We start from the raw sequence: 26899 nt of genomic DNA on the forward strand, positions 1-26899 counted from the left end.
GTTCACGCAAGCACTTTATCATTCCTTGCAATTAAGCGTTCGTAATAAGCTGGAAAAAGATCCAGTTCTTCTGGTGTAAGCGTACCCGATACCAGTTCGCCAGCATAGTGCCGCAAGCTGTTGAATAGTCGCACCAATGTTTCATTTATGCTTATCTCGGTCTTCATTAAATCTGAAAGTGAACCCATAACAGTAGAATCCACATCCGGGAACGTATATTTTGTTTGCTTGTCTTTACCACTAATCGTGTAGAAATCCCGAATTAATTCCGAGCGAGCTGTTTGATTTCCTTCAATCGCTAAATAAATTTGAACTGCCACGCCTTTAGCCATCCTGCGCTGAGAAATACCAGCAAACTTTTTCCCACGAATACTAAGGTCATAACTACCAGGACAATAAGAATTCACGATTTCTTTCGCGTCAATTACTTCATTACAGTCCACGAACATGTCTTTTATCAGCGTAAACATTGTTTCATAGCCTCGCTCAATCGCGATTCCTCGTTCTGCATCTGGTAGCACCATCGACAAATTAAGCACTCCGGAATCCAGTACTACGGCTAACCCGCCGGAGTTTCGGACAACTACGCGGTAACCTTGTTCTTGTAAAAAAGCAATTCCTTTATCTATATCAGGCAACTTAGAATCTTGTATTCCAAGCGAAACGGTTTTTTCATGCACCCAGCCGCGAACGGTGGACGGCGCCATTCTCGCTCCAACTGAACGACATAGCGTATCATCTGTAGCAAATGATTGAATCGCATCAAAAGCTGGATTAATAGTTGTATTATCAATGAAGCGCCATACATCTTGTTTTAGTAAGGTGTTTTCAATATTCATCTCTATGTCCTCCATGATTTTCTTTTTGTTATTATAGCATACCGACACCAAAATTAGATACAAACGGCTTAAAATAGCCATTTAATCGTGATTTTCGTTTTTTGGGCAGTTATTTAACTTTTTTGCGTTTAATGTTGAAAACTAGGGCTGTAATGATTGATATAACAACCGATTTTACGATTATATCTTTTTTCATTTCTATCGCCTCATTTCCTTTATCTTATTATAACAAACTTACCATACAAAAAAACCTAACTTCTATAAAAGAAATTAGGTTCTTTATATCTAAAAGCCTAGGGAGCTTTTTTAGCAAAAGTATTACCAGTTGTAGCGGTCTTCATTGTCGCGACTTGAGCGTTTTGGGGAATTGCCCCACATGCGGTAAAGCACATATCCAATACCACCTAATATAATAACTGGGAATAAGAAGTGTAGTGTGATTCCAACGATATCAAGTACGATATTAAGTGCGATAAATCCTAAAATAATGGTGAAAAATATTTTCCAAAAACTGTTCATGATTATTTCCTCATTTCTAATTTTTATTTACTACTTGCAAGTGGAACATTGTTTATTTCCTTGGCTTGAACGAGTAATTCGTTGTCTTGAACGACGATTTTATACTGTTTATTCTTTTTAAGTTGTGTAGTTGACATGAAGTTAACTTTACGACTGTTTCCTTGATTATCTAGACACGACTCGTGGAAAGAATAGCCTTTGAACTTTGACTTAGTAACTTCTTTCCCATCGTTTTTGATTGTAACGTAATATGTATTTGCTGCTGTTCCGACTGGTGCTGAAAATTCAATTACAACCATTGTTAGTACAAAAATTGCAGCCAGTAAACCGAAAAGTCCCTTTTTCATTGTTTTTACCGTCCTTTTTTGTTGATAAGTTTATTATAGAGGACATCTAAAAACGGAACGAACGGCTCTAGGCTGAAAATTGGTACATCCTAAGTCTTATTTTCATTCGGGCATAAAAAAGGAGCCTAGCTTAGTTAACTAGACTCATTTCATATTAATTTTTTTCAATCCATTTATAGTTTTCTGACCCAATTGGATACGTTGTGTAATTTTTTAGGTTACTTTTTTGCAAGTAGGCGCGGCCACCTTGGTATAGCGGAATAAGTACGGCATTATCTTTTAGCAAAATTTGTTCTGCTTCTAGTAATGCTTGCCATCTTTTTTCCGGATCCGCCGAAAGCTTACCTTTAGCGCCAAGGACTAGTTCGTCGTATTTGGCGTTCGAGAAGCCTGTATGGTTACCTGGGCTGTTTGTTAGGAATAAGTTTAGGTATGTGAGTGGGTCTTGGTAATCCCCACCCCAGCCACCTAGTAGCAGTTCAAAATCTTGTGTAACGTCCGCTTGGAAACTTGCTTGGTTGGTAATATTTTTTAATTTGATTGTTAGACCGGGCAAATTTTCTTCTAATTGATTTTGGATAAATTCGGTTTGTTTGCGTTGTAAAGATGTATCGCCACTCGTTAAAGTAAGTGTTAATTCGGATTTACCGATTTCTTTTAAACCTTGTTTCCATGCGTTTGTAGCTTCTTGTTGGTCGAATTTAAGCAAGTCACCGTTTTGTTTGCGGAAATCTTCTTTTGTTTCCGGGTCAAACATGATACCACCTGGCACATCGCCGTTTAATGCTTTTGAACCATTAGCGAGTAACGTGTTGACCATGCCTGTTTTATCAATCGCCATCGCTAAACCACGGCGCAAGTTCAAGTTTGCTAAATCCGTTTTCACACCGTCTTTGCCTTGATTCATTTTCATGTAGACAGAGCGTCCAGTTGCTTCCTTATGGAAATTTTCATCGTCTTTATATTGCTTCACAAATTCGCCGTCAAGCTCGACACGGTCCAATTTGTTGGTATTGTATAAATTTAAAGCCGCATTAGTATCTTTTACGACTGTTACATGAATTTTCTCTGTAGGGACATTTTTTTCATCCCAGTAAGTTGGATTTTTGACGTAATCCCACGTCATATTTGTGCCATTCCAGTTTTCTAGTTTGAATGGGCCGTTGGAAATAAGTGTGTCGCTTTTCGTTCCGTAACGATCGCCTTGTTTTTCTACGAACGCTTGATTTTGTGGGAAGAATGTTCCAGTTGTCAGGAGTTCTTTAAAAATTGGCACTGGATTTTCTAGTTGAATTTGTAGTGTTTTGTCGTCTAGCGCTTTAATACCAAGCTCGTCCGGTGACATTTCACCTTTCAAAATTTGGGTAGCGTTTTTGACGATTTCTTCCATTTGTGGTCCGTATGCTGCGGCTGTTTTTGGATCCACTACTTTTTTCCATGCGTACTCGAAATCATGCGCTGTCACGGGGTCGCCGTTTGACCAATTGGCATCATCACGAATTTTGAAAATAAGTGTTTTCCCGCCATCTTTTTCTTCGGGTTCACTGGCAGCCAGAGCTAGCGCCGGTTTCCCGTTTTTATCTAATCGATATAATCCTTCAAAAATCTGATTGATTACTCGGAAACTTACGCTATTGTCCGCGAGTGTTGGGCTTGCATTTGGAATCCCACTCGTTTCCATGATGTTCACAACTTTTGTTTTCTTATCGGATGTTACTTTTTCACTTTCCCCTTTATCGCCAGACTGACATGCTGTAAGTACTAGTAAACATAGCAAACTGAGTGCCACTACTATTTTTCTGGCTGTTTTATGCAAATTTTCTCCTCCTCTTTTTTGTAAGCGCTTTTTGATTACGCAAAAAAATGACGGACTTCCTGCCACATGCGCGCAGAACTTCCGCCACCATTATAAACCGAAACTGTATCAATTGTAAATATAAACTGTTATATTTTTATTTCTTATTAAGGTAAACTCCTGAACCAACAACAATCACACACATCGCCATTAACATTGCTAACATTAAGTAACTGGGATCGTTCCGCATAAATAAAGCAAGGATAAAACAGATTGTACCAGCTATATTAAGTGTAACAGTTGTAATTTTTCTAAGTAGATTTCTTGACCATGCATCGATCTTTTTAAAACCAATCATCGTTAAAAATTTAAAAAGTTTTTTCGAGTATTGAATGTATGCCGCAACAACAAACATGAACGCTCCCGCTGTGACTAACGACAATCTACCAGTCGGGATATCATAACCTAGCGCGTAGACAATAATACTCATCTGGATAATCGTTAATAGCACTAACAATAACCTAAAACAATATTCAAATTCCAACAAACTCTCTTGGTTCACTTTTTCTTTCCCGTAATATTCTGTCCCTGTAAACATAATCATTAAAAACGGAATCAGAATTAAGCCGAGCCACTTTTGCATAAACATATCTGGGGAGAAGTCCGTACCGAAATGCACCGCCACTTCAGAAGGTAGTAGCGGATATAACACAGCAGAAATCCCTACTGTGAAAAGAATTATCATACTAGGAAATATACCAACTTTCCTCATTCCCCTCACCTCTTCCAACCTTTTATTGGCAGTAGGCGACAAGTTCCTCCCTTGTTTCGATAAGTTGAACTTTCTCAGTATTCGCTAATTGCTCTTTCGTTTCATCAAAACCTTGTTCAGATAATGCACGTGTCGCTGGTAAATAAACTAATACAGAAAAGCCTGCCCTACTTAACTGTATAACCGTAGTTTTCACGCAAAAATCAAATGCTAAACCCCCAACAAGCACTAAATCTACTTTTTGTTCCCGCAAATATTCGAGTACACCTGTTGAAAGCTGTTCGACGATATCGTGGTAACAGGCGCCATACGGATGAATGTCCGGCTCCATGCCTTTCCAAATAAAGTAATCATAATCTGTCACAACTGGCAAACCGTCTAGCAATTCAAAACCTTTCGTACCAGGTTCGCAGTGCCTCACCCAAGTAAGGTCCGCATTTGGATACTTAAGTTCAGCCAGCATTTCATCTTTTGAGTCAACTACCCAAACGGCATTTTGCGGGTGCGCATCTTTACTTCCAATTCGAAGTGACGCAAGACTCGCCATGAAATTCAGCTCTGGAACGATTTTATCTCCGCCCGGAACCGGCAATTCATCCGGACAAAGTGGCGTAAAGCCCTTTTGTGCATCAATATCAAAAGCAGCAATTTTCATTTAGCTTTCCTCCAAGTTTCTATAAGTTAATTGGGCAAACTGGCCAAAACGCGTTACTTCTTCTAGCTCTAACGCATGCTCCCTGTCTTCCTCGAACAACGGAATTCCTTTTCCTAAAATAATTGGCGCAATCGTTATGACGAAGCGGTCAATCGCTCTTTCCTTTAAAAATTGCTTCACTAACTGCGCGCCGCCTACAAGCCAAATTTTTTCGCCGTCGATGTTATTTAGCCAAGTGTCTACAGTTCCGGCCACAAAGTCCGCGTATTCGTCTTTTGTGCCCGCTTTTGTATTGGAAAAAACGTAGACATCTTTTTTGCTATAAGGGAATGTGTCGGTGAGCGAAAAAATTTGTTGATATGTGGTTCGACCCATCACAACCGTATCCACGTTGTCAAAGAAAGCTTCATAACCTGCATCGCCTTCGCTATCAATCGATTCTAGCCATTCCACGCTACCATTTTCATCGGCAATATAACCATCCAAGCTAACGGCGATATATAGCGCAACTTGTTTTTCACTCATAATCATTCAAATCCTTTCACGACTAATTTTCCAATCATTTTTCCGGATGAAATTATTTGGTGAGCTTCTTCTATCGTTGCCGCGTTAATTGGGGATAAAACCTTATTTAGCGTCGTCTGTAACATCCCTCCATCCAGCATATGCGCGGCCTTTGTTAAAATTTCATGTTGTTTTACTTTATCATCGGTATCATATTTCGAGCGAGTAAACATAAATTCATAGCTAAACGTAGCACTCTTATCTTTTAAAAGGGACATTTTCACAGGTTCCGCAAGTTCGACAATCGAGCAAATTTTTCCTTGTGGGCAAATCGCTTCTTGCATATCGTCCCAGTGTGCATTTGTATTATGCAAACATAAAATAAAATCGACACCTTTTTCGTAACCAAGATTTTTCAGTTGTTTTGTTAGATTTTCACGGTGATTAATGACGTGGTTCGCGCCGTGGTTCTTCGTCCATTCTATCGTTTCCGGGCGTGATGCTGTAGCGATGACTTCGAGACCGATGTTTGCGGCTAATTGGGTGGCGACCGAACCAACACCACCAGCCCCATTAATAATTAAAATCGATTTTCCGCTATCTTCTTCTACAATCCCTAAACGATCAAAAAGCGCTTCCCAAGCCGTAATAGTTGTCAGTGGCATCGCAGCAGCCTCTTCTACGCTTAAACTACGTGGTTTCGCACCAACTAACCGTTCATCAATTAAAGTGAATTCAGCATACGCTCCGGGCCTTGTGACGTCGCCAGCAAAATAAACTTCTTGCCCAGTTTTAAATAAAGTCACGTCTGAACCAATCTCCACTACTTCCCCAACTGCATCCCAGCCTAAAATCCGCACTTCCTCTCCGCTGATTTTAGTTGCTTCGCGTTGTTTTGAATCGACCGGATTGATCGAAATTGCTTTGATTTTCACTAATAAATCATGTGTTCCGGGTTTTGGTTGCGCGATTTCTATATCCATAAAGTCAGTTGACGCGTTCGTTAATCCTACTGCTTTCATTTGACAACACCTCTCGTTTCCTTTTCCCGAATTTCTTAAAATAATGCACATTTAAATAAAAAAAGCCTTCCCGATTTTACCGAGAAGGCTTTAAAACTTATTTTTCGTCGAGCAATTCGCTGTCTTTGAATTTCATTTTCGCGTGACAGGCTGGACATTTTATTTTTAATTTACCTCCGTGGGAATGAGTGTGGTCGCTATCTTCTTTTTTAGTCAGCAGCATGTTGGCCGCCTTTTTTAGTAGTGGGATAGCAATAATAACACCGATGATTGTGAACATTGCTATAACCCCGATAAACACTAAGGTAAGAGCAATTATAGCGATAAAAGCTTTTTTCAAAAAATGACCTAAATCAACTTGTTCTTCCATCTAAACCAACTCCTCTAATTGATACGTTCATCATATCATGAAGCGGCATTAATTGCAGTGATGATGGTGCGCATGATTCCCTTCAAGTTGAATCGTACTATGTTCTAAAGAGAAATTTTCTTGTAAATAATGCTCGATATCCGCCAAAATTTTATCACGGTCAGCATCTTCACTTACGGTCAAATGAGCTGTAAGAGCGTTGAAATCAGAAGTAATCGCCCATACATGTAAATCGTGCACTTCTTTTACACCATCTTGTTCTTGGAAGAAAGTTTTTATTTCCTCTGTATCCACGTTAGCTGGTTTGCCCTCCATCAAAATATGGATAGCATCTTTTAATACGCGCCAGCCACTAACTAGGATTAACGCCGCAACGATAACACTAGCAATCGGGTCAGCGATGTTCCAACCTAGGAAGATGATTAGAAGCGCCGCAACGATCGCGCCAACAGAACCAAGCAAATCACCAAGCACATGCAAGAAAGCACTACGCATATTTAAATTTTCACTTGTATCACCTTTCATCAAAATCCAAGCAACTAAAATATTAATAAGTAATCCGATAACCGAAATAGTCATCATTCCCGCTCCGATAACTTGCGGCGGGTCAAAGAAACGACCAATTGCTTCATAGAAAATAAAAACGGAAATCCCAACGAGCGTCAACCCGTTTAAAAATGCTGCTAAAATTTCAAAGCGTTTATAGCCGTATGTTTTATCAGAGCTCGCTGCTTTTTCGCCAAATTTAAATGCAGCTAAACTTAATCCTAGCGCGACAGCATCTGAAAGCATATGTCCCGCATCAGAAAGCAGCGCCAAACTATTGGTCATAATTCCGCCAATAACTTCCACTACCATAAATGTAGCGATTAAGATAAAACTAATAAATAATGATTTTTTGTTGGCATTATGCGCATGATTATGATTGTGCCCATGTGCGTGATCGTGGTTATGTGCCATATGATTACTTCCCCTCTGTGAATACCTATTTTCTTTATATGCATATATTAGCATATATACATTTTTAGCGCAACCCATCTTCTGAAAAACTTTCAAACTTACAAAGAAAACCCCTTTAGCTCAGTATCTAAAGGGGTTGTTTTTTTATAAAATTTCTTCTTGCATAAATAATCCTAGTCCGCCGATATCGTGATGCTTGGCAATTTTGTCTGCTTTTTCCAAAGCTAGCGGGATGCCGTTTTCCATCGCTACACCAATTTTTGCTAATTCAATCATGCCGACATCATTTTCATTATCACCAAAAGCAATCGTTGTGTCGAGATTGATATAGCCATTTTCCGCAAGATACGTTAGCCCTTTCGCCTTATCAATGCCTTCGTTCATAATATCAATTAAATTCGAAGCAGACGCTAAAACGGAAAGCGGAAGCCCTTGTAACGCGGCTTTGATTTCTGCTCGCTTGTCTAAGTCGGATTCAATAACTAGAACTTTCAGCGGGAACTCACCTTCACGCAGTACACTGAATGGGTCAGCAGTTAACGTAATTGGAACTTGCTCATTTTCCGGCAACGTTTTATTTAATTCATTGAAAAAGGCGATTTTGCCTGTATTAGTTGGTCCGATAATTCGTTCCGTTGTATAAATATGGTAATTTACCCCAAGTGGTTCAAGCGTATTTAGAATTGTATGTACCAAATCCAGTTCAATATTACTTTTATATAAAATTTCTCCTGTCGTAAAATCGCGTACCAAACCGCCATTACAGGAAATAACTGGTGTCTTAATTTTGAGTTCGTGGATAAATGGTAAAATCGCTAAGTCCAATCGGCCCGTCGCTAGGAAAAGTTTCTTGCCAGCAGTTTGCCAATCCATTAAAACTTCTTTGTTTAACGGATGAATTTGGTCTCCTTTTTTCACAAGTAGCGTTCCGTCCATGTCTGTAATAACTGTGTCAATTGCTAGATTTGCCAATAGTTTTCGCACCCTTCTATAATTCCGTCATTATGTATCTCGATTATAGACGAAATTTATATGATTGTCACGCCGATTTTTGGTATAATAATTTGGAATGGAGGAAGATAGTTAGTGAAGAAATATTTTATTACAATCATGATTTTGCTTTTTGGTACGCTATTTCTTAGTGCTTGCCAAAATGACAAAGAGGCTGAAAACTCTTCGCCTCCTAAGGTAGATTTAAAAGATCAAATACCTATTATTTTAATTCATGGGAGCGGTGGCGACACGCATTCCCTTGATGAAATGGCAGACCAACTAATGAACGAATATAAAAGTTCAAATGAAGCGATGTCAATGTCGATTAGCGCGGACGGAGATATTACTTTCCAAGGCGAGTTAACAAAAGATGCCAAACGTCCAATTATTAAATTCGCTTTCGACCAAAACCAAGCAACACCAGACGATTGGTCTAAGTGGTTAAAAATTGCGATGGTTGATTTAAAAGACCGCTACGGCTTCACGCAAATGGACGGGGTCGGACACTCAAACGGTGGCTTAGCTCTAACTTACTTTGCCGAAGATTATGGCAAAGACGAAACCGTACCCACTTTACGCAAAATAGTAGCAATCGGCTCTCCCTTTAACGATTTAGATCCTAACGATAATGGGAAAGATTTAACATTTAAGAATTTGCCTAATAGTACTGCACAATTAGATTATTTCATGGAAAAACAACAAGATATAAATCCTAATCTTGAAGTACTAGCTATTGCCGGTGAACTAAGCGAGGATAACCCAACCGATGGCGTCGTTCCGACAAATAGCTCACTAGCAACGAGACTCTTTATGCCAGGAAACGCCAAAGCTTATATTGAAGATGTTCAAGTTGGCAAAGGCGCGGTTCACCAAACATTACATGAAACAACGAAAAGCATCGAGAAAACGCACTGGTTTTTAGAAGAATTTAAAACAGACGAAACGCTTATCAAATTAGACTACAAATAGGAGGAATGGCAGTTGTTACACATTGAAGCGAAAATCCAAGTAAAACCCAATTTAGTAGAAGCATTTTTAACCGAAGTGGGCTTAGTCGTTCAGGGATCGCTAAGAGAAGCTGGAAATCATGGTTACGAATTGATTCGCTCAGTGAGTAACAATTCCACCTTTTATCTTTTAGAAAAGTGGGCGGATGAAGCTGCTATTCAGTCCCATAACGCAACAGCACATTATAAACGATTTAAGAGTAATGTGCCTGAATTTTTAGCTGTTCCAATTGAAGTGGCTTTACTTACAAGTTAAATGCAAAAAAGATGGCTTCTATTTGATAGAGGCCATCTTTTTTATTGTTTTATTTACTGTATGATTTTTTGAAAATACGGAATGAAACACCTACAAGTAATAGTCCCGCTAGTAAGAACAGCATGTTTTGGCTGTCTCCTGTTGCCGGTTGTTTACCAGTAGTTTTGTTGCCGTCATCCTCAGTACCGTTACAGTCATTTGATGCTGTCGGATCTGTTGGATCGCCATTATTTTCAGTTACAACTGGTACAACATTTACATCTGTACCATCGTCATTACTGTCATCATCGTTCGGGTCTTCTGCAACCTCTTCGCTAAATTGAGCGTATAAAGTTACTCCGCCAGCAGGCATTTTGCTAGTTGCGAAGTTCCATTTGTTTCCGCCTGTTTTCGCATCAAACCAACCTTCGAAAGTGTAACCTTCTTTTGTTGGTGCCGCTGGTTCAGTGATTAATCCTTCTACTACAATAGCTTCTGTTGTTTGTACATCGTCTATATCAAAAGTAACAATAGCAGTTATTGGTTCTGGTGCTTTAGTGATGTGCACAGTTACTGTTATAGGAGTTGCCGCAACGCCATCTCCATTTACGGAGTTTAATGTTACTGTATAATCTCCTACTTCATTCCATTTTACAACTGTATCTAAATTAGTTGTAACGACAGAATTATCATTTGTTGTAGCTTGAACACTAGTTAGAAAATCAGCTGCAGTTATTTCTGCAAATTGCATGTAGCTGATTTCTGTATTTGCTGTAATTACTGGTGCTGGTGATTTAGCAACGCGAACGGTTACTTTCACTGGTTCAGCTTCAAATCCAGCAGTATTTTTGGCATTCAATGTTACTTCATATGCTCCAGCTTTTGTAAAATCTACTACAGAGTTGAAGTTAGAAGTAATTGTTGCTCCTTCTGTTGCACTTGCAGAAACACTTGCTAAAAATTGAGCTTCTGTTACACTCGCATTTTTATCGTAGTTCATTTCTGCATTTGCTGTAATTACTGGTAGATCAACAATTTTCACTGGTACAGTTACTTTCCCGGAGAAACTTCCTTGAATTGTTGTATCAGCAATATAATCACTGAACTCAAAATCTACAGTAGTTACACCTTCTAGTTTCGCTGTGTTCCATTTAAGTTGGCTGTTAGTATAAACACCTTCATTGGAGATGTTTTTCGGTGTAGATGCTTGTCCAAAGTTTTTGATTTCGTTATCAAAAATTAATGTAGTTGCTCCTACTTTTTCAGATAATGTAACTGTTTGACCAGTTGCATTAACAACATTCAATTCAGGTGAATTTGTTTTTAAGCTCTCTGGTAATACACCGATATGGTTGTTATTTACAGAAAGGACAGTCATTTTAGGGAACGATTTCAAAGATTCTAATTCAGTGATTTCATTTTTACTAGCGTAAATAGTTGTAACGCTTGGTAAATTTTCCAAACCTGCTAAAGTAGTTACCTTGTTGCCATATACGTTTACGTTTTTAGCTTCTGGCATATTTTTCACACTAATATCTGTAATTCCACACTCATTTAGTTCGATTAAATCTGTCATTGATGGCAAGTTATCTAAAGTAACTTTAGTCAAGGTAGGTGTTTTGGAGAAATTAATAATATCCAGTCCACCGTCAACAAAACTACCTGCTTGTTTCAACGCTGGAAGATTTTTTAAAACTACCTCAGTTAACTCTGCTGAACCTTGTGTGTCAGTAGCAACTTTAGTTAGTTTAGGTTGATCTTGAATATCAAGCTTCGTTAAATCATTACCAGTTAAATTAATATTAGTTAATTCCGGTAAAACGTTTTCACCTTTTAAAGTGAAATTAGTAATTTGGTTTGATCTTACATCTAAGCTAGTTAAATTAGTCAGATACTCGATACCTGCTAAATTAGTAATACCTTTCGATACAGCTGTTAATGATGTAACTTTGTCCAAGTCTCTTTGTACTACTACTAGATTAGGATCACTATCATCATTACCATAAATTTCTTTTAAAACAGCTTTAGCTAAAGCTTCATCAGGGAACAAAGTTTTGTAAACGCTACCTCTTGGAATGGTTGCTTTTAAATTCCCTACTTTTTGGGGTGTTTCTTCTTTAGGCTTTTCTTCATTTTCTGAAGCCAAGGCTGCTAAAGGATACGCATTAAATGATTGGAAAAGAATCATTCCTGCTGCAATTATAAAACCTACTTTTCTTTTCACGATTGTCCTCCTTATCAAAGTTGTTAATTAAATATATAAGTTGCCATAAAAAAACGTACCTAATTAAATTCAATAGAAGGTACGCACATGAACTCACATTAGTATTATATATGTAAAAACATTTTAACAAATACTAAAAATAGACTAATAATAGCTAAAAACAGTATAAATGTGTCCTATTTGTGAATATGTTTTTTTAAGTTTTCACACAATTATCGCTTGTTTTTTCAATAGCAAAACCTTTCGTATAGGCGGAAACTAGTTGCTATCAAAAGGTTTTCACCTAAGTGGTACAGTTATAATCATATACAAATCATATTTCCGCCTTCCTCCCTCAATAAGTCCCACTTGATACATTGAGTACCAAAACAGGAAAAACAGCTTTGCGGGTGTATACATATTGTATCGATGCGTATACAAAAAAGCTGAGTTTGGTTTTTAGAGCCAAACTCAACTTTTAACTTTTTTGGGTATTATTTAGCAGAAGTCTTCTTGAAAACTCGTAATGCCCCGCCAATAAGTAACAATCCGCCTAATAAGTATAGGACGTTTTCTTGGTTACCTGTTAATGGTAGTTTTTTACTTTGTTGATTTGTCTTTGCAGGATCTGCTGTCGTGTTTGTTGGTGCAGCTACTACTCCAGCGATTGGTTGAATAGGTTGAGTCGGTTGTTCTGGTTGTGATGGCTGCGCTGGATTTCCAACATTATTTTCTGCATCTTTACTAAATTGAGCATATAATGTTACATCTTTTGCTGGCATTTTATTTGTCTGGAAATCCCATTTGTTTCCACCTGTTTTTGCATCATACCATCCTGTGAACGTATAACCTGCTTTTGTTGGTGCGGCTGGCTCTTCTAAAAGACCATCGTAATCAATTGTTTGCGAAGTAGTTGTATCATCCGCATTCAATGTAGCTTTATAACTATTAAGGCTAAACTGCGCATATAAAGTTAATTCATTTGCTTGCATCGGGTTTTGGAAATCCCATTTATTTCCGCCTGTTTCGGCATCATACCATCCTGTAAACGTATAGCCTGTTTTTGTTGGTTTTGTTGGTTCTTTAATGACGCCTGGGTAATCAACTATTTGTGTAGTGGTTGTATCTCCTGCATTAAGGTTAACAGGGAATGTATTTGCTCTAAATTGTGCATATAAAGTTATATCTTCTCCTGGCATTCTGTCTGTTGTGAAATCCCATTTATTTCCACCTGTTTTGGCATCATACCAACCAATAAAAGTATAACCTTCTTTCGTTGGCTTCGTTGGTTCATACAATAATTCTTGGTAAATTACTCTTTGCGTAGAAGTTCTTTCTTCTGAGATTAAATTAGCGTTGTAGCTATTAATTCTAAATTGTGCGTACAAAGTTACATCTGTTGCAGGCATTGGCGTGTTAAAGTTCCACTGAGTTCCACCAGTCGGCTCATCATACCACCCAACAAAGCTGTATCCATCTTTTCCTGGTCTTGCTGGCGATGGGACCGGCTTTCCAACTTCATAAGGCAAAGTTGTTACTCGACCTACGCTATAATAAATCATATTTGCCATAATTCGAGTGTCTGTTTCTGTACCTCCATCACCGTCTGCAGCCCAAGTAGTTAAGGGAAACACATTTAATGATTGAAAAAGAAAGGCCCCTGCTATAATAATTAAACTTATTTTTCTTTTCACGATTTTCCTCCTAGTTGTATAAAAAATTATATTTTATATGTATTAATCGCTTAAAACAAAAAAACACCCGCTATTTATGTAAAAGATGTCCCTCATTTAATCACAAATTAGATTATATCCTTAAAAGCCTATTTATGGATGCTAAAATTAGACTTAAATACAAGTTTTTTGTGTCTGTTTTATGACGAAATAAGCTATTTTGTAGAATTTTGCTTCATATGGCTTATTTTTGCGTATTATTTTATTACTTTATTTAAAATAGATGCGCTAGTTCAATAGTAAACTTGGCACTCCTATTTTGTAAATAGCAACTAAAATTATAAAAATATGACCTCCCGTATGAAGCAACTGTCAACCCAATCAAGAATCACGCTTTCTTTCTATTTTGCTCATAATAACGTAAAAGAAGGTTTGGCCACGTGCGGGCCAAACCTTCTTTTAATTCTTCAAATATCCATCCTCAATCCGAATTACGCGGTCGACTAAATCTAAAACTCGTTCATCGTGCGTAACCATGATTGCTGCTTTGTTTTTCCGTTTCACTTCATCCGCAATCATTTGGACGACTTTGTGACCACGGTTTGCATCTAAACTCGCGGTTGGTTCGTCCGCTAAAATAATATCGGGATCGTTCATCAGCGCCCTAGCAATCGCAACACGTTGTTTCTCCCCGCCGGATAAACTTTCTGGATAGTTATTTTGGCGATGAGTTAAGCCTAATTCTTTGAGTAGCTTATCTGCTTTTTCTTTCGCAATTCGTCCTTTTTCGCCGGATAGTTCTGCGATTACGAGTAATTGGTCGCGCACGTTTAAGTACGGGATTAGGTTTGCGCCTTGGAAAATAAAGCCAATTTTATCGAGCCGGACTTTTGTTAGGTCCTTACTTGTAAGGTTATTTAGCATTTTTCCACCAATCGCAATTTCGCCTTCTGTTGGGGATAATAAAGCGCCCGCTATGGATAAAAAGGTGCTTTTCCCTGCGCCTGATGGACCGACGATGGCAACAAATTCGCCTTGCGCCACTTCTAAAGATACGTTTTTCAACACTTCGATGACTTGCTCGCCATCTTGATAATTTTTAGAAATATTTTTCATCGTTAAAGTCATTAGTTTGCCCTCCCAATTGCTTCTAGCGCGTCTACTTTTGCTACACGATAGAGTGATAACATTGATCCGATGACCGCTACAACAAGGAATAAAGCGGAGCAGCCGACTGCGAGTACCGGGCTAAGGGTAAATGGCATGCTCGCTGGTAAAATTGCGGCAAGTCCGAATGTTAAGCCATTCCCAATCAGCAAACTTACGACCGATAGGAAAACAACTTGGGTGACGATGCTTCGCGCTAAATATGCTGTTCGTGCGCCAACCGCCTTTAAAAGGCCAAATTGGTTGATTTTTTGAATCGTAATGACGTAGAAAAAGGCAGCTAAGACAAATGCGGCGATAACGAATAAAAAGGCAATCATCATGAGTAAGGAGCCTTGTTCTTCTGAATAGCCGGGGATTCCTTGTAGCACTTCTTTACTGGATGAAAGTTCGAGTGAGCCGAGTGATAGTTTTTCGGCGGTGCTTTTCGATACATCTAGTGCGACTGCGTTGTATTCTCCTTCTGCGGCTTGGTTTGTTTGGTGGACTAGTTTCCATGCATCCCAACCAACGAAAATAACTGGTGAATGGCTGAATGTGTTATTTTTCGTAAAGGCAGTAATCGTAAAGGTTTCTCCGGTTGCGCTGTCTTTGAGCTTGCTTCCTAATTTATAGCCAGATTCTTTTAAAGAAATATCAGCAACTACTTCTTTTGTTTGTTGTGGCGCCGTTCCTTCTGAGATGGTCGGTTTCAGGAAGCCCGTTTTATCTATACCAAAATAGGTAATGTCTGTTTTTTTGTCTTTGTTTGGTGGGGTAATTGTTCCCATTTGTACGCCTAGGTTGGTGCTTTCTGATTTTTTCAGTTGTTTTGCTACTTTTTCTGTTTCTACTACGGTTAAATTGGACCTCGTTAGGCGATTATCTGAGTCTTTTTGTAGTACATAATAGGTCGCTTTGTTTGATGAAATGGCTGCTCCGTTATCGTTTGCTAGTCCGTTTGCCAGACCTGTTACAAATAAAACGAGCCATGCGATTAATACCATAATTAATCCGATTAAAATATAGCGTAGTTTTGCATGTTTTAATTCTCTTAATGCCAAAAACATTCCGTTCAACTCCTTCTAAGATCTTACACTTAGTTTAAAGAAGTTTTGTAAACGGAATATGAATCGGATTTTACAAATTTAGTTTTTAGGTAGTTTGACGGTAAAAGTTGTGCCGTGATTGCTTTCAACCGTGATTTCGCCGTGGTGTAACGTGATGATTTTTTTGCAAATCGACAAGCCTAAACCGCTAGAACCTTCTTCGCGAGTGCGGCTTTGGTTGGCTTTGTAAAAACGGTCGAAAATCTTGGCAATATCTGGCTTACTGATGCCGACGCCGCTATCTTGAACTTCTACGAGAATGTTTGTTGCATCCTCATGAAGGCGGATTTGGATATTACCGCCTGATGGTGTAAATTTAATCGCGTTAGTTAATAAATTGGACCATACTTGATAGAGCAGTTCCGCGTCGCCAGTGTAATTTACATCAGCTAGTTCTAGGTTTATTGTTAGCTCTTTTTCCCGCCAGCTCCATTCGGTCATTTGGATTAGTTGGCGCCATTGTTCGGCTAGTCGGACTGGTTCTTTTTTCCGTAATTCCGATTCTTGGTCGAGTGAGGCTAGTGTGAGCAATTGTTTTGTCAGGGAAGATAAGCGGGTTGTTTCTTCTGATAAAATGGTTAAATAGTCTGCCTGTTCTTTTTCTGTTAACGTTCCCGATCCCAATAACCTCGCAAAGCCTTGCATGGATGTCAGTGGCGATTGCAGTTCATGAGAGACGTTTGCGACAAATTCTTGGCGAGCAGCTTCAGATTTTTCGAGTTCACTAGCCATTTTGGCAAACGAATCCGCCAGCTGACCAATTTCGTCTTTACGCCGGACTTCGAGCGCAACATCGTAATTACCTTTACGTATTTTTCGAGTTGCGTTGGTCAGTTTTACGACTGGTTTCACGATGTATCTACCACTAATCAGGACAAATAGAATGCTGATAATGGACGTGAAAACCAAAATCATCGCGAAAAAGATCCGGAGTTCGCCGAATTGCTGTTCCGGGTCTTGCCGTATGAATAGCGCCAGTTGTTTACCGTCTGTTTTGACCGGGACACCAATGGTATTTCGGACGTCATTATCAAAAAATCCCGTGATAAAAATGCCGGTATTGAACGTGTCGATTCCATGGTACGTTTCGCCTTTTAGCACTTGTTGAATCGTTTTGTCGGGTAACTCTTTTTTTCGAAATTCCCCGCCGAAATAAGTCGATTGGTTTGCTCCGTCCGTAAGATACAGTTCGTAACCCAGCTCCCCCACATTTTCCAAGTACTCATTCAAAGAAATCGTTGCATTCGATTGATAAAATTGTTGGACTTCCTTCGCAATTTTAGCGGTTTTTTCGTCGTTGAAGGGCTTTAATTTTATTTGGTAGTAAATGTTGGCGAAGAAAAAACCGAGTAAGCTGCTGGAAAGAATGACGACGAGCATTGTGATAACGATGCGGCTGTATAGCGATTTCATGTTGTCTCCTCCAATTTATAACCAACGCCGCGCACGGTAACAATCCGAATCCCATCCTTTGCCTCGTCAAAATGATCGCGCAAACGTTTAATATGTACATCAACTGTTCGGTCACTGCCGTCATAGTCACGCTGCCAAATACGTTCAATTAATTCTTCACGGGTGAAAATGCGGCCGGGATAGCTCGCTAGTTGATATAATAGCTCAAATTCTTTCACGGGAATCATTCGTTCTTGGTTGCCGATTTTTATGCCGTAGCTTTTTTGATCAATGGTGATGTTTCCGATATGGATTTTCACTTCGCTTGCTTGGTTGGAACGGCGTAGCAAGGCGCGAATTCGGAAGACTAGCTCTTGCGGTTCAAAAGGTTTGGTGACGTAATCATCGGTACCCACTTCAAAACCGCGCGATTTATCAGCAAGTGCATCTTTGGCAGTCAGCATAATTACTGGAATATCGGGATAGCTTGCGCGCATTTTTTTGCATAGTTCGAAGCCGTCCATGTTGGGCATCATTACATCAATGACAGCCAGGTGAACTTGCTCCGTTTCGGTAATTTGCTCGGCTTCTACGCCATCATTTGCCTCTAGAACGCGAAATCCTTCTGCGCGGAGATAGTGTCCCACGAGTTTCAATATGTGTCGATCATCATCTACTACTAAAATTTGTTTCATCTTTCTACTCACCTTACCGTCCTATTTTACTGCATCATATCAAAGTTACGTGATTCGTTCAAATCCGGAATAGACGTTTAACCGATCACCTCGAATGAAGCCCACTGTTGTGATGTTGAGTTCTTCGGCCATATTAATCGCTAGTTCGGTTGGGGCGGAACGGGATAAAATAATTCCGCAACCTAGTTTGGCTGTTTTAACGAGGATTTCCGACGAGATTCGCCCGCTAAAAATAATCGCTTTATCTTCGGTCGCTGTCCCGTCTTGCAAGGCACGGCCGTATATTTTATCGAGCGCATTATGCCGCCCGATGTCCATTCGGCTATAAATAATTTCCGCTGAACTGCAAAGCGCCGCATTATGAACGCCGCCAGTTTGATGAAAGGTTGCGGAATTTTGTTCGAATTTGTCCATTAAGTCGAAAATCGCGTTGGTTGTCAGTTTTAGACTTGAGTTTTGCTTTACGTTGACGAGTGAGGCATCTGATTGAAAATAGAAATTCTCACGCGATTTGCCGCAACATGAGGTGATGTAGCGCTTGCCGCGATACTTGGCGTTGAATTTATTGACAAAATTGGCGCTAACTTTGGCGTGGCCGGTCGCTTCGATGATATCTACGGAATCGATGTCTTCTGGGCCACGAATGATGCCTTCCGAGGTCAGAAAGCCGACGACTAAATCTTCCAGATATTCTGGCGTGCAGACGATGGTTACGAGTTCTTGGTCGTTGACGTAGATAGTTAGCGGATACTCGGTCGCCACGCTTGATTCGATTTCTTGGAAAGTGCCTGCTTCAAAACGGCGGATTTTTTGACGCGATACGATATCCATCAAAACCCTCTCCTCTCTAAACCGAAACAGCGATACCATAAAGCCTCGCTGTTTCGCCTACTTATTTTAATGTTTGCCCAACTTCTTTTAAAAAGGTCATGCCGTATCGGAGTGCGCGGTTGACATCGGGGTCTTTCAGCGCCTTCATCATCGCTAACATTCCCATGATTTCATCGTTTTTCGCGCTTTCCTCTGCTTTTTTCGCCGCATTTTTCAAATTGGCTATCATTTCCTCGGTCTGCTCTGGTTTCGTATCGGTTAACAGCTTGCTCGAAATCATCATATTATTAATCGCATTCGTCATCGGTTCTTTGCGCCACTCATTCAAAAAAGTTTTCGTAATATCCCCGCGAGCCTTTATCGCGCTATTCAAAGCCTCAAGCGCACCCGATTCTTGCAGCAATTTTACCGTTTCTAAGATTTCAATAAAACCAGAATCTTGTTCAGCAATATCCGCTTTCATTTGTTCTAAACGTTCTTGTTCCAATTCTTCCGGGGTCTTTTTTGTATTACGAATCGTTGAAATTGGTTCTGCCATCAATGATTCCTCCCTTTCCCGCCGCAGCCGCAGTTACCACCACAAGCGCAGTTCACTTTAGAAATCGGTTGATAATCTTCTCTTGACCACTTGCGCTCCACCTCCGCCCCATTTTGCGGGAACCTTTTACGATTGCGTGGATTGTGATCAGGAAGTGGGTTTTTCCCAGTTTTTTCAAGCACAGTTAGATTCACTTTGGTTTGTTTATAGGCCGGCGTTTTGGTCCGAACATCCCCAGCACTTGAAGTCAGCAAATTGACCGCAGTTTCGCTACTCACAGAATGCATCGGCACGTAGACCTCATGCCCTTCCATCCGCTCAGTCACAACTGCCCGCAACTTAATACGACCATACGGCGAACTCAGACGAACGAGCGAACCACTTTCGATATCACGTTCTTTCGCTAATTCATGCGACACTTCCACAAACACTTCCGGCAATTTATAATCCAAGCCTTTCGATTTATCCGTCAAATTCCCCTCATGGAACTGCTCCAACAACCGCCCATTATTCAGCGTTAAATTATATTCTTCCGGGAAAGTAATCGGTGCAATATACGGTAACGTCGAAAATTGCGCTTTACCATCTGGAAAATTAAATCGTTCTTCATAAAGTAACGGCATATCTTTCCCATCCTCGCTTACCGGCCACACCAGGCTGTTAAACCCTTGCATCCGGTCATAACGAACCCCTGCGAAAAATGGCGCCAAGCTAGCAATTTCGTCCATAATTTCGCTTGGATGATCGTAATTCCAGTCAGTTCTTCCGCATGCTCTTGCCACCTCTTGAATAATCCACCAGTCTGGCTTCGAATCCCCAAGTGGCTCTAATACCTCATAAAGTCGTTGCACGCGGCGCTCTGTATTCGTAAATGTCCCCTCTTTTTCAAGTGAAGGAGCTGCTGGAAAAACAACATCCGCAAACTGCGCGGTTTTTGATAAAAAGACATCTTGAACAACAAAGAAATCAAGACTGGCAAGAATTTCTTGCACATGATTCGAGTTAGAGTCCACCCAAGCCATTTCCTCACCAATTACATACATAGAATGGAGCGTTCCCGCCTCAATCGCATCGAGCATTTCATTATTTTTCAGACCTGGTTCTGGTGAAATCGACACGCCATAAGCTTCCTCAAAACGCGCGCGAACTTCATCATTTCCAAGTAGCTGAATTCCAGGCAAAACATTTGGCAACGAACCCATATCACAAGCACCTTGTACATTATTGTGCCCTCTAAGCGGATAAGCGCCCGCACCGTGTCTTCCGAAGTTCCCAGTGACAAGAAGCAAATTCGCAATCGCCGACGATGTATGCGAGCCGGCAATATTTTGCGTAACGCCCATTCCCCAACAAACCGCCGTCCCGTCCGCTTCATGAATCATCTGCGCCACTAATTTCAACGTTTCAATAGGTAGCCCCGTTTCGCTTTCTGCATAAGCAAGTGTAAATGGTTCTAAAAAGGCTAGATAATCCGCGACATTGCTAATCCGATTTTCCATAAAGACCTCATCATGCCATCCCTGATCAATCATATATTTCGCAACCGCCGTCAACCAAACAAAGTCGGTTCCTTGTTTCGGATGAATAAACAAATCCGAACGCTCCGCCATTTCATGTTTCCGCAAATCAGAAACAATCAGCTTTTGACCACGTGTTTTTTGCGCTCGCTTGATTCTGCTAGCAAGAACCGGATGCCCATCAGCCGGAGAAGCACCAACAATAATCACAAGTCCTGCTGATTCAATATCTTCTACCGTCCCCGAATCCGCACCAATCCCAACCGTCCGCGTTAGCCCATCCGAAGCCGGCGCCTGACAATAACGCGAACAATTATCAATATTATTCGTTTCAAAAACCTGCCGCGCCAATTTTTGCATCAAATAGTTTTCTTCATTGGTTGTTTTAGACGAACTAATAAATCCAAGCGAATCATTGCCGTACTTAGCCTGAATTTCCCGCAGCTTGGTCGCAACTAACTGAATCGCATCTTCCCAACTCGCCGGCACAAATTCATTACCCTCGCGGATGAGCGGCGTCGTAATCCGCTTTTCACTATTAACAAAATCCCAACCAAATTTCCCTTTCACACACGTCGCAAATTTGTTCACCGGGCCTTCCCCAGTTGGCTCGACCTTCAAGATTTTGCGATCCTTCGTCCATACCTCAAACGTACACCCAACCCCGCAGAAAGTACAAACTGTCTTCGTTTTCTTCGTCCGTGTTTCCCGCATCGCTGCTTCCATTTCCGACACAGCAAAAACCGTCTGATAATTTGGCTCCACTTTTTTCACCATATCAATCATCGGTTCTAGCATATCTTCATCTAACCCAGTCATAAAGCCAGCTTGGCCAAGCATCGATTTTTCCATCAACGCATTACAAGGGCACACCGTCGCGCAAAGCCCACATGAAACACATGACGATAAATTCGCCGGACGATCATCATCCCAAATAACCCGCGGCTGACTGCGTTCCCAATCAATCGAAAGCGTCTCATTCACCTGCACTTGCTGACACGCCTCCACACAGCGCCCACAAAGAATACATTGATCCGGATCATAACGATAAAACGGATGCGAAAAATCATTCAGATAACCTTTTTCGCGGTAAGGTCGTTCTTGTTTTTCCACACCGAGCAGTTCCGTCGTATTATGTACTTTGCAGTTGCCATTATTGTTATCACACACCGTACAATACAATAAATGATTTTCCAAAATCCGGTCCATCGCTTCTAATTGCGCATCTTTCGCCAGTTCTGAATTCGTTTTAATTTCCATCCCGTCTGTTAGATTCGTGCTGCACGCCCGCACAAGTTCCCCGTCAACCTCGCACATACACGTATCACAAGATTGAATTGGCCCAATTTGCTCACTATAACAAATATGCGGATGCTGTATTCCTTCTGCATTTAAATAGTCCAGTATTCGCGTTCCTTCCACCACATCCCGCGCCACGCCATTAATTTGCACCGATACTTTTGCGCCCATCACATTACCTCCTATATAGAGAAAGCGTTTCCAATTTTCGCTTATATTATAACAGTTCTCCCTTAAAAATCACAGTAATACGACAGTTGATAATCGTTCTCAAACAGCACTACTATGCGATTTCCCTCACAATGATATTGAATTCATTGACACTTATCCAATTTTTCTGTATTCTTTATTACAAAGCTATGATGAGAAAAGTACGACATTCGTTTTTTCCAAAAGAGAGTTCCGTCTGCTGAAAAGGAACAAAGAACCATGTCCGAAAATGGCCTCTGAGTTTTGTCGCTGAAATGAAGTAAGCTGCAACGGATTTGGCGTCCGTTATCAAATGCCCTAAGTATTTTCTACATAAATGCTTATTTGAGGTTTTCAGTGTGAGCTGGAAATAAATTAAGGTGGTACCGCGTGAAATTTTCTCGCCCTTATTCCAAGATATTATTTTGGACGAGGGCGAGTTTTATTTTACCCTAAATTGTTGAAAATGGAGGAATTTAAAATGACAAAACAGCTACTTGTTTTACAATCCGATTTTGGTATTAGTGATGGTGCAGTTAGTGCAATGTATGGCGTGATTAACAGTGTTAGTGTCGATTTACAAATATACGATTTAACACATCAAATTCCTCAATTTAATATTTGGGAGGCATCTTATCGTTTACTACAAACCGTAACTTACTGGCCTGAAAATACGATTTTTGTCTCGATTGTCGATCCTGGTGTTGGTTCGAAACGACGCAGTGTAGCCGTTTTAACAGAAGATGGTCATTATATTATTACACCCGACAACGGCACTTTAACTCATATCGCACATTACGGAACGATAAAAGAAGTTCGTTTGATTGATGAAGAAAAAAATCGGCTGCCAAAATCAGGCGCTTCTCATACTTTTCACGGCCGTGATATTTTTGCCTATACGGCGGCCAGGCTTGCTGCTGGCGTGATCAGCTTTGAAGATATTGGACCCGCAGCCGCTCCCGAATCAATTGTCTCCCTGAGTTTAAGTGATTCCTACTTAGAAAGCGAGCAAGCTTTTGGCACGATTGATATTATTGACCGCCCATTTGGCAACCTTTGGACAAATATTCGTCGGACCGATTTCCTTGAGCTCGGCGCCAACTACGGCGATTCCATTGAAGTCCTAATCAAACACCACGATCGCGTAGTTTATAAAAATTTCGTTACCTACAGTCGCTCATTCGCAGACTTGCGCATCGGCGAACCACTCATCTACGTCAACTCACTCGACAACCTCGGCCTTGGTATCAATCAAGGTTCGTTCGTAGACGCTTACTCAGTAGGGACCGGCACCAGCTGGAAAGTCACCCTAAAAAAAGCATAAAAAAACAGGGTCAATCGTCCAAATTGGATTTTTGACCCTGTTTCATTTTTTATTTCGTATATTCTTTGACGATTGGTTCTTGTTTTTTATTTTTAAGGAATAGACTTAAAATCATCCCAATAGCCGCGAAAATTGCAGCAACCATAAACGCCGCACGCATTCCGTCCAAACTAGCATCTTGCGCTTTTTGAGCAAAACTAGCTGGGTCGGTCGCCATAAGCGCCTTACCTGGCATATTATCTTTCGTCACATTCGTTAAAACAGTAATAAGTACCGCAGTTCCAATTGAACCAGCAATTTGTCGAATCGTATTATTCACTGCCGAACCGTGATTAATCAAGTGGTTAGGAAGTGCATTCATACCCGCAGTCGAAACTGGCATCATCGCCATCGAAATCCCGAAGAATCTCACTGCGTAAAACACAACAATATACCAAAGCGGCGTATCCATCGTTAAGAACATAAATGGAATTGTACCGATAGTCAAAATGGTAACCCCGGTAATCGTCAGCCATTTTGCCCCAATTTTATCGAAAATAATACCCGTAATCGGACTCATTATCCCCATAATAATCGCACCCGGAAGTAATAACAGACCTGACTGAAGCGCCGACTCCCCGCGAATGGTTTGAATATAAAGTGGCAATACAATCTCCGCACCAATCATCGCCATTGTTACAATCGAACCAAGAACAACTGACAATGAAAATACTGGATATTTAAACACATGCAGTTCAAGCATCGGATTCTCAATAACCAGTTGGCGCCATACAAACAGCCCAATAACAACGACACCAATAATTAACATCGTAATAACTGTCGCATCTCCCCAACCATCATTCCCCGCTGAACTAAATCCATAAAGGAGTGACCCAAAACCAATTGAAGACATGACAATCGAAAGAAAATCAATTTTTGTATCAGTTAATTTCACTACTTTTTTCATTCCAAAGAACGCTAAAATAATATCGATTACTGCGATTGGAATTAAAATAAGAAATAATACGCGCCAATCATACGAATCTACAATCCAACCAGACAATGTTGGCCCAATTGCTGGAGCAAACGCAATAACAAGCCCCATCAGCCCCATTGCCGCCCCACGTTTTTCACGAGGGAAAATCAGCAAGAAGATTGTTTGAAGTAACGGCATCATAATCCCTGCACCAGCCGCTTGAACAATACGACCAGTAAGTAATACCGGGAAAGAACCCGCCACTGATGCAATAATTGTACCAATTGTAAATACAGTCATCGCCGTAATAAATAACGTTTTCGAACTAATTTTTTCAATTAAAAGTGCTGTAATCGGAATCATAATCCCATTTGTCAGCAAGAAAGCTGTCGTTAACCATTGCCCAGTTGCTGCTGTAATATGCAAATCATCCATAATCATTGGCAGTGCTGTTGCAAGTAACGTCTGATTCAAAATCGCTACAAATGCCCCAATAATCATTGTTACTACTAATAAACTTCTACTATACGACTTCCCGTTAACATCAACGGGCCGTTCTACTGCTGTACTATTCAAAATTAATACCCCTTCCCATGTGGAAATTTCCAGATGAATAATAGAAGTATAATAAAAAAAGACCAACAAGTCAACAAAAAGTGACTAGTCGGTCTAAAATTTATAAAAGCCCGTTCACACAAGCTTCTAATTTATTTACTTCTTTCGTCAAACTTGCTGGCACGTGCTGTTTTAAATATAGCAATGTCCCTTGAACCATGAAATCTCTAGGCGCTTCATTATTATTAATCTCACCAACAAGCGCATTCATCGATTCCTTATACTGCCATTTATCCGAATCAGCAATATCCGCATTCTCAATCCCGACATTAAGCTCCTCAAGCGCTTCCCGAAGTTTAGCCAAACGCTTATTGCGGATCATCGTTTGGTCCGGCACTAGATTTTCCGTGTCCGCTTCCGTAAACACAATCTCCCCACTCTCCAAAATATCCTTAACAAGCGCATCAAGCCTTCTTACAACATAAGGAATCGCCCGTTCAATCAATCCCGAGCTAACATTCTTGCTCCCACTAGCAAAGACATACATCGCCGCCATACCACTAAGCAACATCGTAATATCATTAATATACGGCTCCGTTTCCTCCCCGTAAACCTCTAACAACTGATATTTAACCCATTCCATATTTTTCAGCCGAACATTCTGTAAAAACGCATTAAAATCATCATCAATCATTGTCTGAGAAAAAGTAATATTCAATATCTCCCCATTCTCCGTATAAAAATGAATAATAATCTTCAAACACTCCGTAAAATTATCCTTCTTCGTCCCGTCCAGCGCCATCGTATACTCCAAACGCTGATGCAAAACCGAATACTCCTGCTTAAAAATCACAATCGCCAGTTCCTCTTTCGAAGTAAAATAATTATAAAAAGTCCCTTTAGAAATCCCAGCTGCATCAACCATATCTTGTACAGACGTTTTCAAATACCCTTGTTTTTGAAATACTTCCTTAGCCGACTTAATAATCCGCTGTTTCTTCTCCTTCAAAAAAACACACCATCCCGTCCAGTTATTATACCCCTAGTATAATCTATTTATACTCGCGATTCAAGGTAAGGCTGTTAGTCCATTATGTTTCCTAAAAATCCAATTATATTCACTCAAAACTTCCTATTTAGACAAATAAAAAAAGCTTCGCATTTTAGCGAAACACTCAAAGTACCAACATATTGTATTAAGCCACTTGTCGGATTTGAACCGACGACCCCTTCCTTACCATGGAAGTGCTCTACCAACTGAGCTAAAGCGGCAGCAAAGCCTTTCAAATAAAAAAATGGCTCCACAGGCAGGACTCGAACCTGCGACCGATCGGTTAACAGCCGATTGCTCTACCAACTGAGCTACTGTGGAATAATAAATTGCCCGGCAGCGACCTACTCTCGCAGGGGGAAGCCCCCAACTACCATTGGCGCGGAGAAGCTTAACTACCGTGT

General features: G+C 40.4%; 25 protein-coding genes, 2 tRNA genes, 1 rRNA gene, 2 pseudogenes and 1 other annotated feature. Of the genes and pseudogenes, 3 read left to right on the forward strand and 27 right to left on the reverse strand.

Going from position 1 to position 26899, the window contains the following annotated elements; all coding sequences use genetic code 11:
• Nucleotides 1-2 precede the first annotated feature (2 nt).
• The 11 genes from lipL to HCJ30_RS12425 all read right to left on the reverse strand — a co-directional run bounded on the left by lipL (nt 3) and on the right by HCJ30_RS12425 (nt 8755).
• Nucleotides 3-839, reverse strand: coding sequence for a lipoyl-[GcvH]:protein N-lipoyltransferase (lipL, locus tag HCJ30_RS12375; protein ID WP_185392391.1), 837 nt, complete (start codon nt 837-839; stop codon nt 3-5).
• A 318-nt stretch (nt 840-1157) separates the two neighbouring features.
• Complete coding sequence (locus tag HCJ30_RS12380) at nt 1158-1358, reverse strand: hypothetical protein (protein WP_185392392.1); 201 nt, start codon at nt 1356-1358, stop codon at nt 1158-1160.
• Between the two features lie 23 nt (nt 1359-1381).
• On the reverse strand, nt 1382-1705 hold the full coding sequence (locus tag HCJ30_RS12385) for a YxeA family protein (RefSeq protein ID WP_185392393.1): 324 nt from the start codon (nt 1703-1705) through the stop codon (nt 1382-1384).
• Between the two features lie 154 nt (nt 1706-1859).
• Nucleotides 1860-3521 carry a peptide ABC transporter substrate-binding protein gene (locus HCJ30_RS12390; RefSeq protein ID WP_185392394.1) on the reverse strand — a complete coding sequence of 554 codons (1662 nt, stop codon included), beginning with the start codon at nt 3519-3521 and terminating at the stop codon, nt 1860-1862.
• A gap of 136 nt (nt 3522-3657) precedes the next feature.
• Nucleotides 3658-4272, reverse strand: a complete 615-nt coding sequence (locus HCJ30_RS12395; protein WP_185392395.1) for a DUF1648 domain-containing protein — start codon at nt 4270-4272, stop codon at nt 3658-3660.
• A 22-nt stretch (nt 4273-4294) separates the two neighbouring features.
• The gene (locus HCJ30_RS12400; RefSeq protein ID WP_185392396.1) at nt 4295-4927 is read right to left on the reverse strand and encodes a nicotinamidase; all 633 of its coding nucleotides are present in this window, start codon (nt 4925-4927) and stop codon (nt 4295-4297) included.
• Nucleotides 4928-5452, reverse strand: coding sequence for a dihydrofolate reductase family protein (locus HCJ30_RS12405; protein ID WP_185392397.1), 525 nt, complete (start codon nt 5450-5452; stop codon nt 4928-4930).
• Between the two features lie 2 nt (nt 5453-5454).
• A complete protein-coding gene (locus tag HCJ30_RS12410; protein ID WP_185392398.1) occupies nt 5455-6453 on the reverse strand; it encodes a zinc-binding alcohol dehydrogenase family protein in 999 nt (332 codons plus the stop codon).
• A gap of 97 nt (nt 6454-6550) precedes the next feature.
• The gene (locus tag HCJ30_RS12415; protein ID WP_185392399.1) at nt 6551-6823 is read right to left on the reverse strand and encodes a hypothetical protein; all 273 of its coding nucleotides are present in this window, start codon (nt 6821-6823) and stop codon (nt 6551-6553) included.
• 48 nt (nt 6824-6871) lie between these two features.
• The gene (locus tag HCJ30_RS12420; protein ID WP_185392400.1) at nt 6872-7783 is read right to left on the reverse strand and encodes a cation diffusion facilitator family transporter; all 912 of its coding nucleotides are present in this window, start codon (nt 7781-7783) and stop codon (nt 6872-6874) included.
• Nucleotides 7784-7927: 144 nt separating this feature from the next.
• Entirely contained in the window at nt 7928-8755 is an 828-nt protein-coding gene (locus tag HCJ30_RS12425; protein WP_185392401.1) for a Cof-type HAD-IIB family hydrolase, read from the reverse strand.
• Between the two features lie 114 nt (nt 8756-8869).
• Between HCJ30_RS12425 and HCJ30_RS12430 the strand changes: the two genes are divergently transcribed.
• A complete protein-coding gene (locus HCJ30_RS12430) occupies nt 8870-9745 on the forward strand; it encodes an alpha/beta hydrolase (RefSeq protein ID WP_185392402.1) in 876 nt (291 codons plus the stop codon).
• Nucleotides 9746-9757: 12 nt separating this feature from the next.
• Nucleotides 9758-10039: a putative quinol monooxygenase gene (locus HCJ30_RS12435; RefSeq protein WP_185392403.1), complete on the forward strand. Its 282-nt coding sequence runs from the start codon at nt 9758-9760 to the stop codon at nt 10037-10039.
• Between the two features lie 49 nt (nt 10040-10088).
• Here HCJ30_RS12435 and HCJ30_RS12440 read toward each other — a convergent pair whose 3' ends face one another.
• From HCJ30_RS12440 to fdhF, 11 genes and pseudogenes are all read right to left on the reverse strand, one after another.
• Nucleotides 10089-12242 carry a LapB repeat-containing protein gene (locus HCJ30_RS12440; protein ID WP_185392404.1) on the reverse strand — a complete coding sequence of 718 codons (2154 nt, stop codon included), beginning with the start codon at nt 12240-12242 and terminating at the stop codon, nt 10089-10091.
• A 473-nt stretch (nt 12243-12715) separates the two neighbouring features.
• The gene (locus HCJ30_RS14480; RefSeq protein WP_446499821.1) at nt 12716-12898 is read right to left on the reverse strand and encodes an LPXTG cell wall anchor domain-containing protein; all 183 of its coding nucleotides are present in this window, start codon (nt 12896-12898) and stop codon (nt 12716-12718) included.
• A 57-nt stretch (nt 12899-12955) separates the two neighbouring features.
• Nucleotides 12956-13507 (reverse strand): annotated as a pseudogene (locus tag HCJ30_RS14485) (InlB B-repeat-containing protein); the annotation flags it as partial.
• A gap of 90 nt (nt 13508-13597) precedes the next feature.
• A pseudogene (locus HCJ30_RS14470) lies at nt 13598-13792 on the reverse strand (InlB B-repeat-containing protein); the annotation flags it as partial.
• A 561-nt stretch (nt 13793-14353) separates the two neighbouring features.
• Nucleotides 14354-15022, reverse strand: a complete 669-nt coding sequence (locus tag HCJ30_RS12455) for an ABC transporter ATP-binding protein (protein ID WP_185392405.1) — start codon at nt 15020-15022, stop codon at nt 14354-14356.
• Nucleotides 15022-16110 carry an ABC transporter permease gene (locus HCJ30_RS12460; protein WP_185392406.1) on the reverse strand — a complete coding sequence of 363 codons (1089 nt, stop codon included), beginning with the start codon at nt 16108-16110 and terminating at the stop codon, nt 15022-15024. The genes HCJ30_RS12455 and HCJ30_RS12460 overlap by 1 nt, the downstream gene beginning before the upstream one ends.
• Nucleotides 16111-16188: 78 nt before the next feature.
• Nucleotides 16189-17562: a sensor histidine kinase gene (locus HCJ30_RS12465; protein WP_185392407.1), complete on the reverse strand. Its 1374-nt coding sequence runs from the start codon at nt 17560-17562 to the stop codon at nt 16189-16191.
• The gene (locus HCJ30_RS12470) at nt 17559-18236 is read right to left on the reverse strand and encodes a response regulator transcription factor (protein WP_185392408.1); all 678 of its coding nucleotides are present in this window, start codon (nt 18234-18236) and stop codon (nt 17559-17561) included. Before HCJ30_RS12470 ends, HCJ30_RS12465 begins: the two co-directional genes overlap by 4 nt.
• Before the next feature lie 45 nt (nt 18237-18281).
• Nucleotides 18282-19067 carry a formate dehydrogenase accessory sulfurtransferase FdhD gene (fdhD, locus tag HCJ30_RS12475; RefSeq protein ID WP_185392409.1) on the reverse strand — a complete coding sequence of 262 codons (786 nt, stop codon included), beginning with the start codon at nt 19065-19067 and terminating at the stop codon, nt 18282-18284.
• A 61-nt stretch (nt 19068-19128) separates the two neighbouring features.
• Nucleotides 19129-19605, reverse strand: coding sequence for a helical membrane plugin domain-containing protein (locus tag HCJ30_RS12480; protein ID WP_185392410.1), 477 nt, complete (start codon nt 19603-19605; stop codon nt 19129-19131).
• The gene (fdhF, locus tag HCJ30_RS12485) at nt 19605-22592 is read right to left on the reverse strand and encodes a formate dehydrogenase subunit alpha (RefSeq protein ID WP_185392411.1); all 2988 of its coding nucleotides are present in this window, start codon (nt 22590-22592) and stop codon (nt 19605-19607) included. Before fdhF ends, HCJ30_RS12480 begins: the two co-directional genes overlap by 1 nt.
• A 179-nt stretch (nt 22593-22771) precedes the next feature.
• Nucleotides 22772-23022: a binding site (T-box leader), on the forward strand.
• A 69-nt stretch (nt 23023-23091) separates the two neighbouring features.
• On the opposite strand from fdhF, the gene HCJ30_RS12490 reads away from it, so the two are divergent.
• On the forward strand, nt 23092-23934 hold the full coding sequence (locus HCJ30_RS12490) for an SAM hydrolase/SAM-dependent halogenase family protein (protein ID WP_185392423.1): 843 nt from the start codon (nt 23092-23094) through the stop codon (nt 23932-23934).
• A 49-nt stretch (nt 23935-23983) separates the two neighbouring features.
• Here HCJ30_RS12490 and mdrT read toward each other — a convergent pair whose 3' ends face one another.
• The 5 genes from mdrT to rrf form a co-directional block, all read right to left on the reverse strand.
• Entirely contained in the window at nt 23984-25465 is a 1482-nt protein-coding gene (gene mdrT / locus HCJ30_RS12495; protein WP_185392412.1) for a cholic acid efflux MFS transporter MdrT, read from the reverse strand.
• Between the two features lie 100 nt (nt 25466-25565).
• Nucleotides 25566-26453: a bile-regulated transcriptional regulator BrtA gene (gene brtA / locus HCJ30_RS12500; protein ID WP_185392413.1), complete on the reverse strand. Its 888-nt coding sequence runs from the start codon at nt 26451-26453 to the stop codon at nt 25566-25568.
• A gap of 190 nt (nt 26454-26643) precedes the next feature.
• Nucleotides 26644-26716 (reverse strand) — tRNA-Thr (locus tag HCJ30_RS12505).
• Nucleotides 26717-26740: 24 nt separating this feature from the next.
• Nucleotides 26741-26816, reverse strand: a tRNA-Asn gene (locus tag HCJ30_RS12510).
• Between the two features lie 10 nt (nt 26817-26826).
• Nucleotides 26827-26899 (reverse strand): 5S ribosomal RNA (gene rrf, locus HCJ30_RS14490); the annotation flags it as partial.

Source organism: Listeria cossartiae subsp. cossartiae (genome assembly GCF_014224155.1).
GTDB lineage: Bacteria > Bacillota > Bacilli > Lactobacillales > Listeriaceae > Listeria > Listeria cossartiae.

Bases quoted from the DNA above. Each gene is read 5' to 3' on its own strand.
- fdhF (WP_185392411.1), bottom strand. From the start codon at position 22,592: ATGGGCGCAAAAGTATCGGTGCAAATTAATGGCGTGGCGCGGGATGTG.
- HCJ30_RS12455 (WP_185392405.1), bottom strand. From the start codon at position 15,022: ATGACTTTAACGATGAAAAATATTTCTAAAAATTATCAAGATGGCGAG.
- HCJ30_RS12465 (WP_185392407.1), bottom strand. From the start codon at position 17,562: ATGAAATCGCTATACAGCCGCATCGTTATCACAATGCTCGTCGTCATT.
- HCJ30_RS12470 (WP_185392408.1), bottom strand. From the start codon at position 18,236: ATGAAACAAATTTTAGTAGTAGATGATGATCGACACATATTGAAACTC.
- HCJ30_RS12490 (WP_185392423.1), top strand. From the start codon at position 23,092: ATGACAAAACAGCTACTTGTTTTACAATCCGATTTTGGTATTAGTGAT.
- HCJ30_RS12480 (WP_185392410.1), bottom strand. From the start codon at position 19,605: ATGGCAGAACCAATTTCAACGATTCGTAATACAAAAAAGACCCCGGAA.
- HCJ30_RS12385 (WP_185392393.1), bottom strand. From the start codon at position 1,705: ATGAAAAAGGGACTTTTCGGTTTACTGGCTGCAATTTTTGTACTAACA.
- HCJ30_RS12405 (WP_185392397.1), bottom strand. From the start codon at position 5,452: ATGAGTGAAAAACAAGTTGCGCTATATATCGCCGTTAGCTTGGATGGT.
- HCJ30_RS12395 (WP_185392395.1), bottom strand. From the start codon at position 4,272: ATGAGGAAAGTTGGTATATTTCCTAGTATGATAATTCTTTTCACAGTA.
- HCJ30_RS12460 (WP_185392406.1), bottom strand. From the start codon at position 16,110: ATGTTTTTGGCATTAAGAGAATTAAAACATGCAAAACTACGCTATATT.
- HCJ30_RS12400 (WP_185392396.1), bottom strand. From the start codon at position 4,927: ATGAAAATTGCTGCTTTTGATATTGATGCACAAAAGGGCTTTACGCCA.
- fdhD (WP_185392409.1), bottom strand. From the start codon at position 19,067: ATGGATATCGTATCGCGTCAAAAAATCCGCCGTTTTGAAGCAGGCACT.
- HCJ30_RS12420 (WP_185392400.1), bottom strand. From the start codon at position 7,783: ATGGCACATAACCACGATCACGCACATGGGCACAATCATAATCATGCG.
- HCJ30_RS12415 (WP_185392399.1), bottom strand. From the start codon at position 6,823: ATGGAAGAACAAGTTGATTTAGGTCATTTTTTGAAAAAAGCTTTTATC.
- HCJ30_RS12410 (WP_185392398.1), bottom strand. From the start codon at position 6,453: ATGAAAGCAGTAGGATTAACGAACGCGTCAACTGACTTTATGGATATA.
- lipL (WP_185392391.1), bottom strand. From the start codon at position 839: ATGAATATTGAAAACACCTTACTAAAACAAGATGTATGGCGCTTCATT.
- HCJ30_RS12380 (WP_185392392.1), bottom strand. From the start codon at position 1,358: ATGAACAGTTTTTGGAAAATATTTTTCACCATTATTTTAGGATTTATC.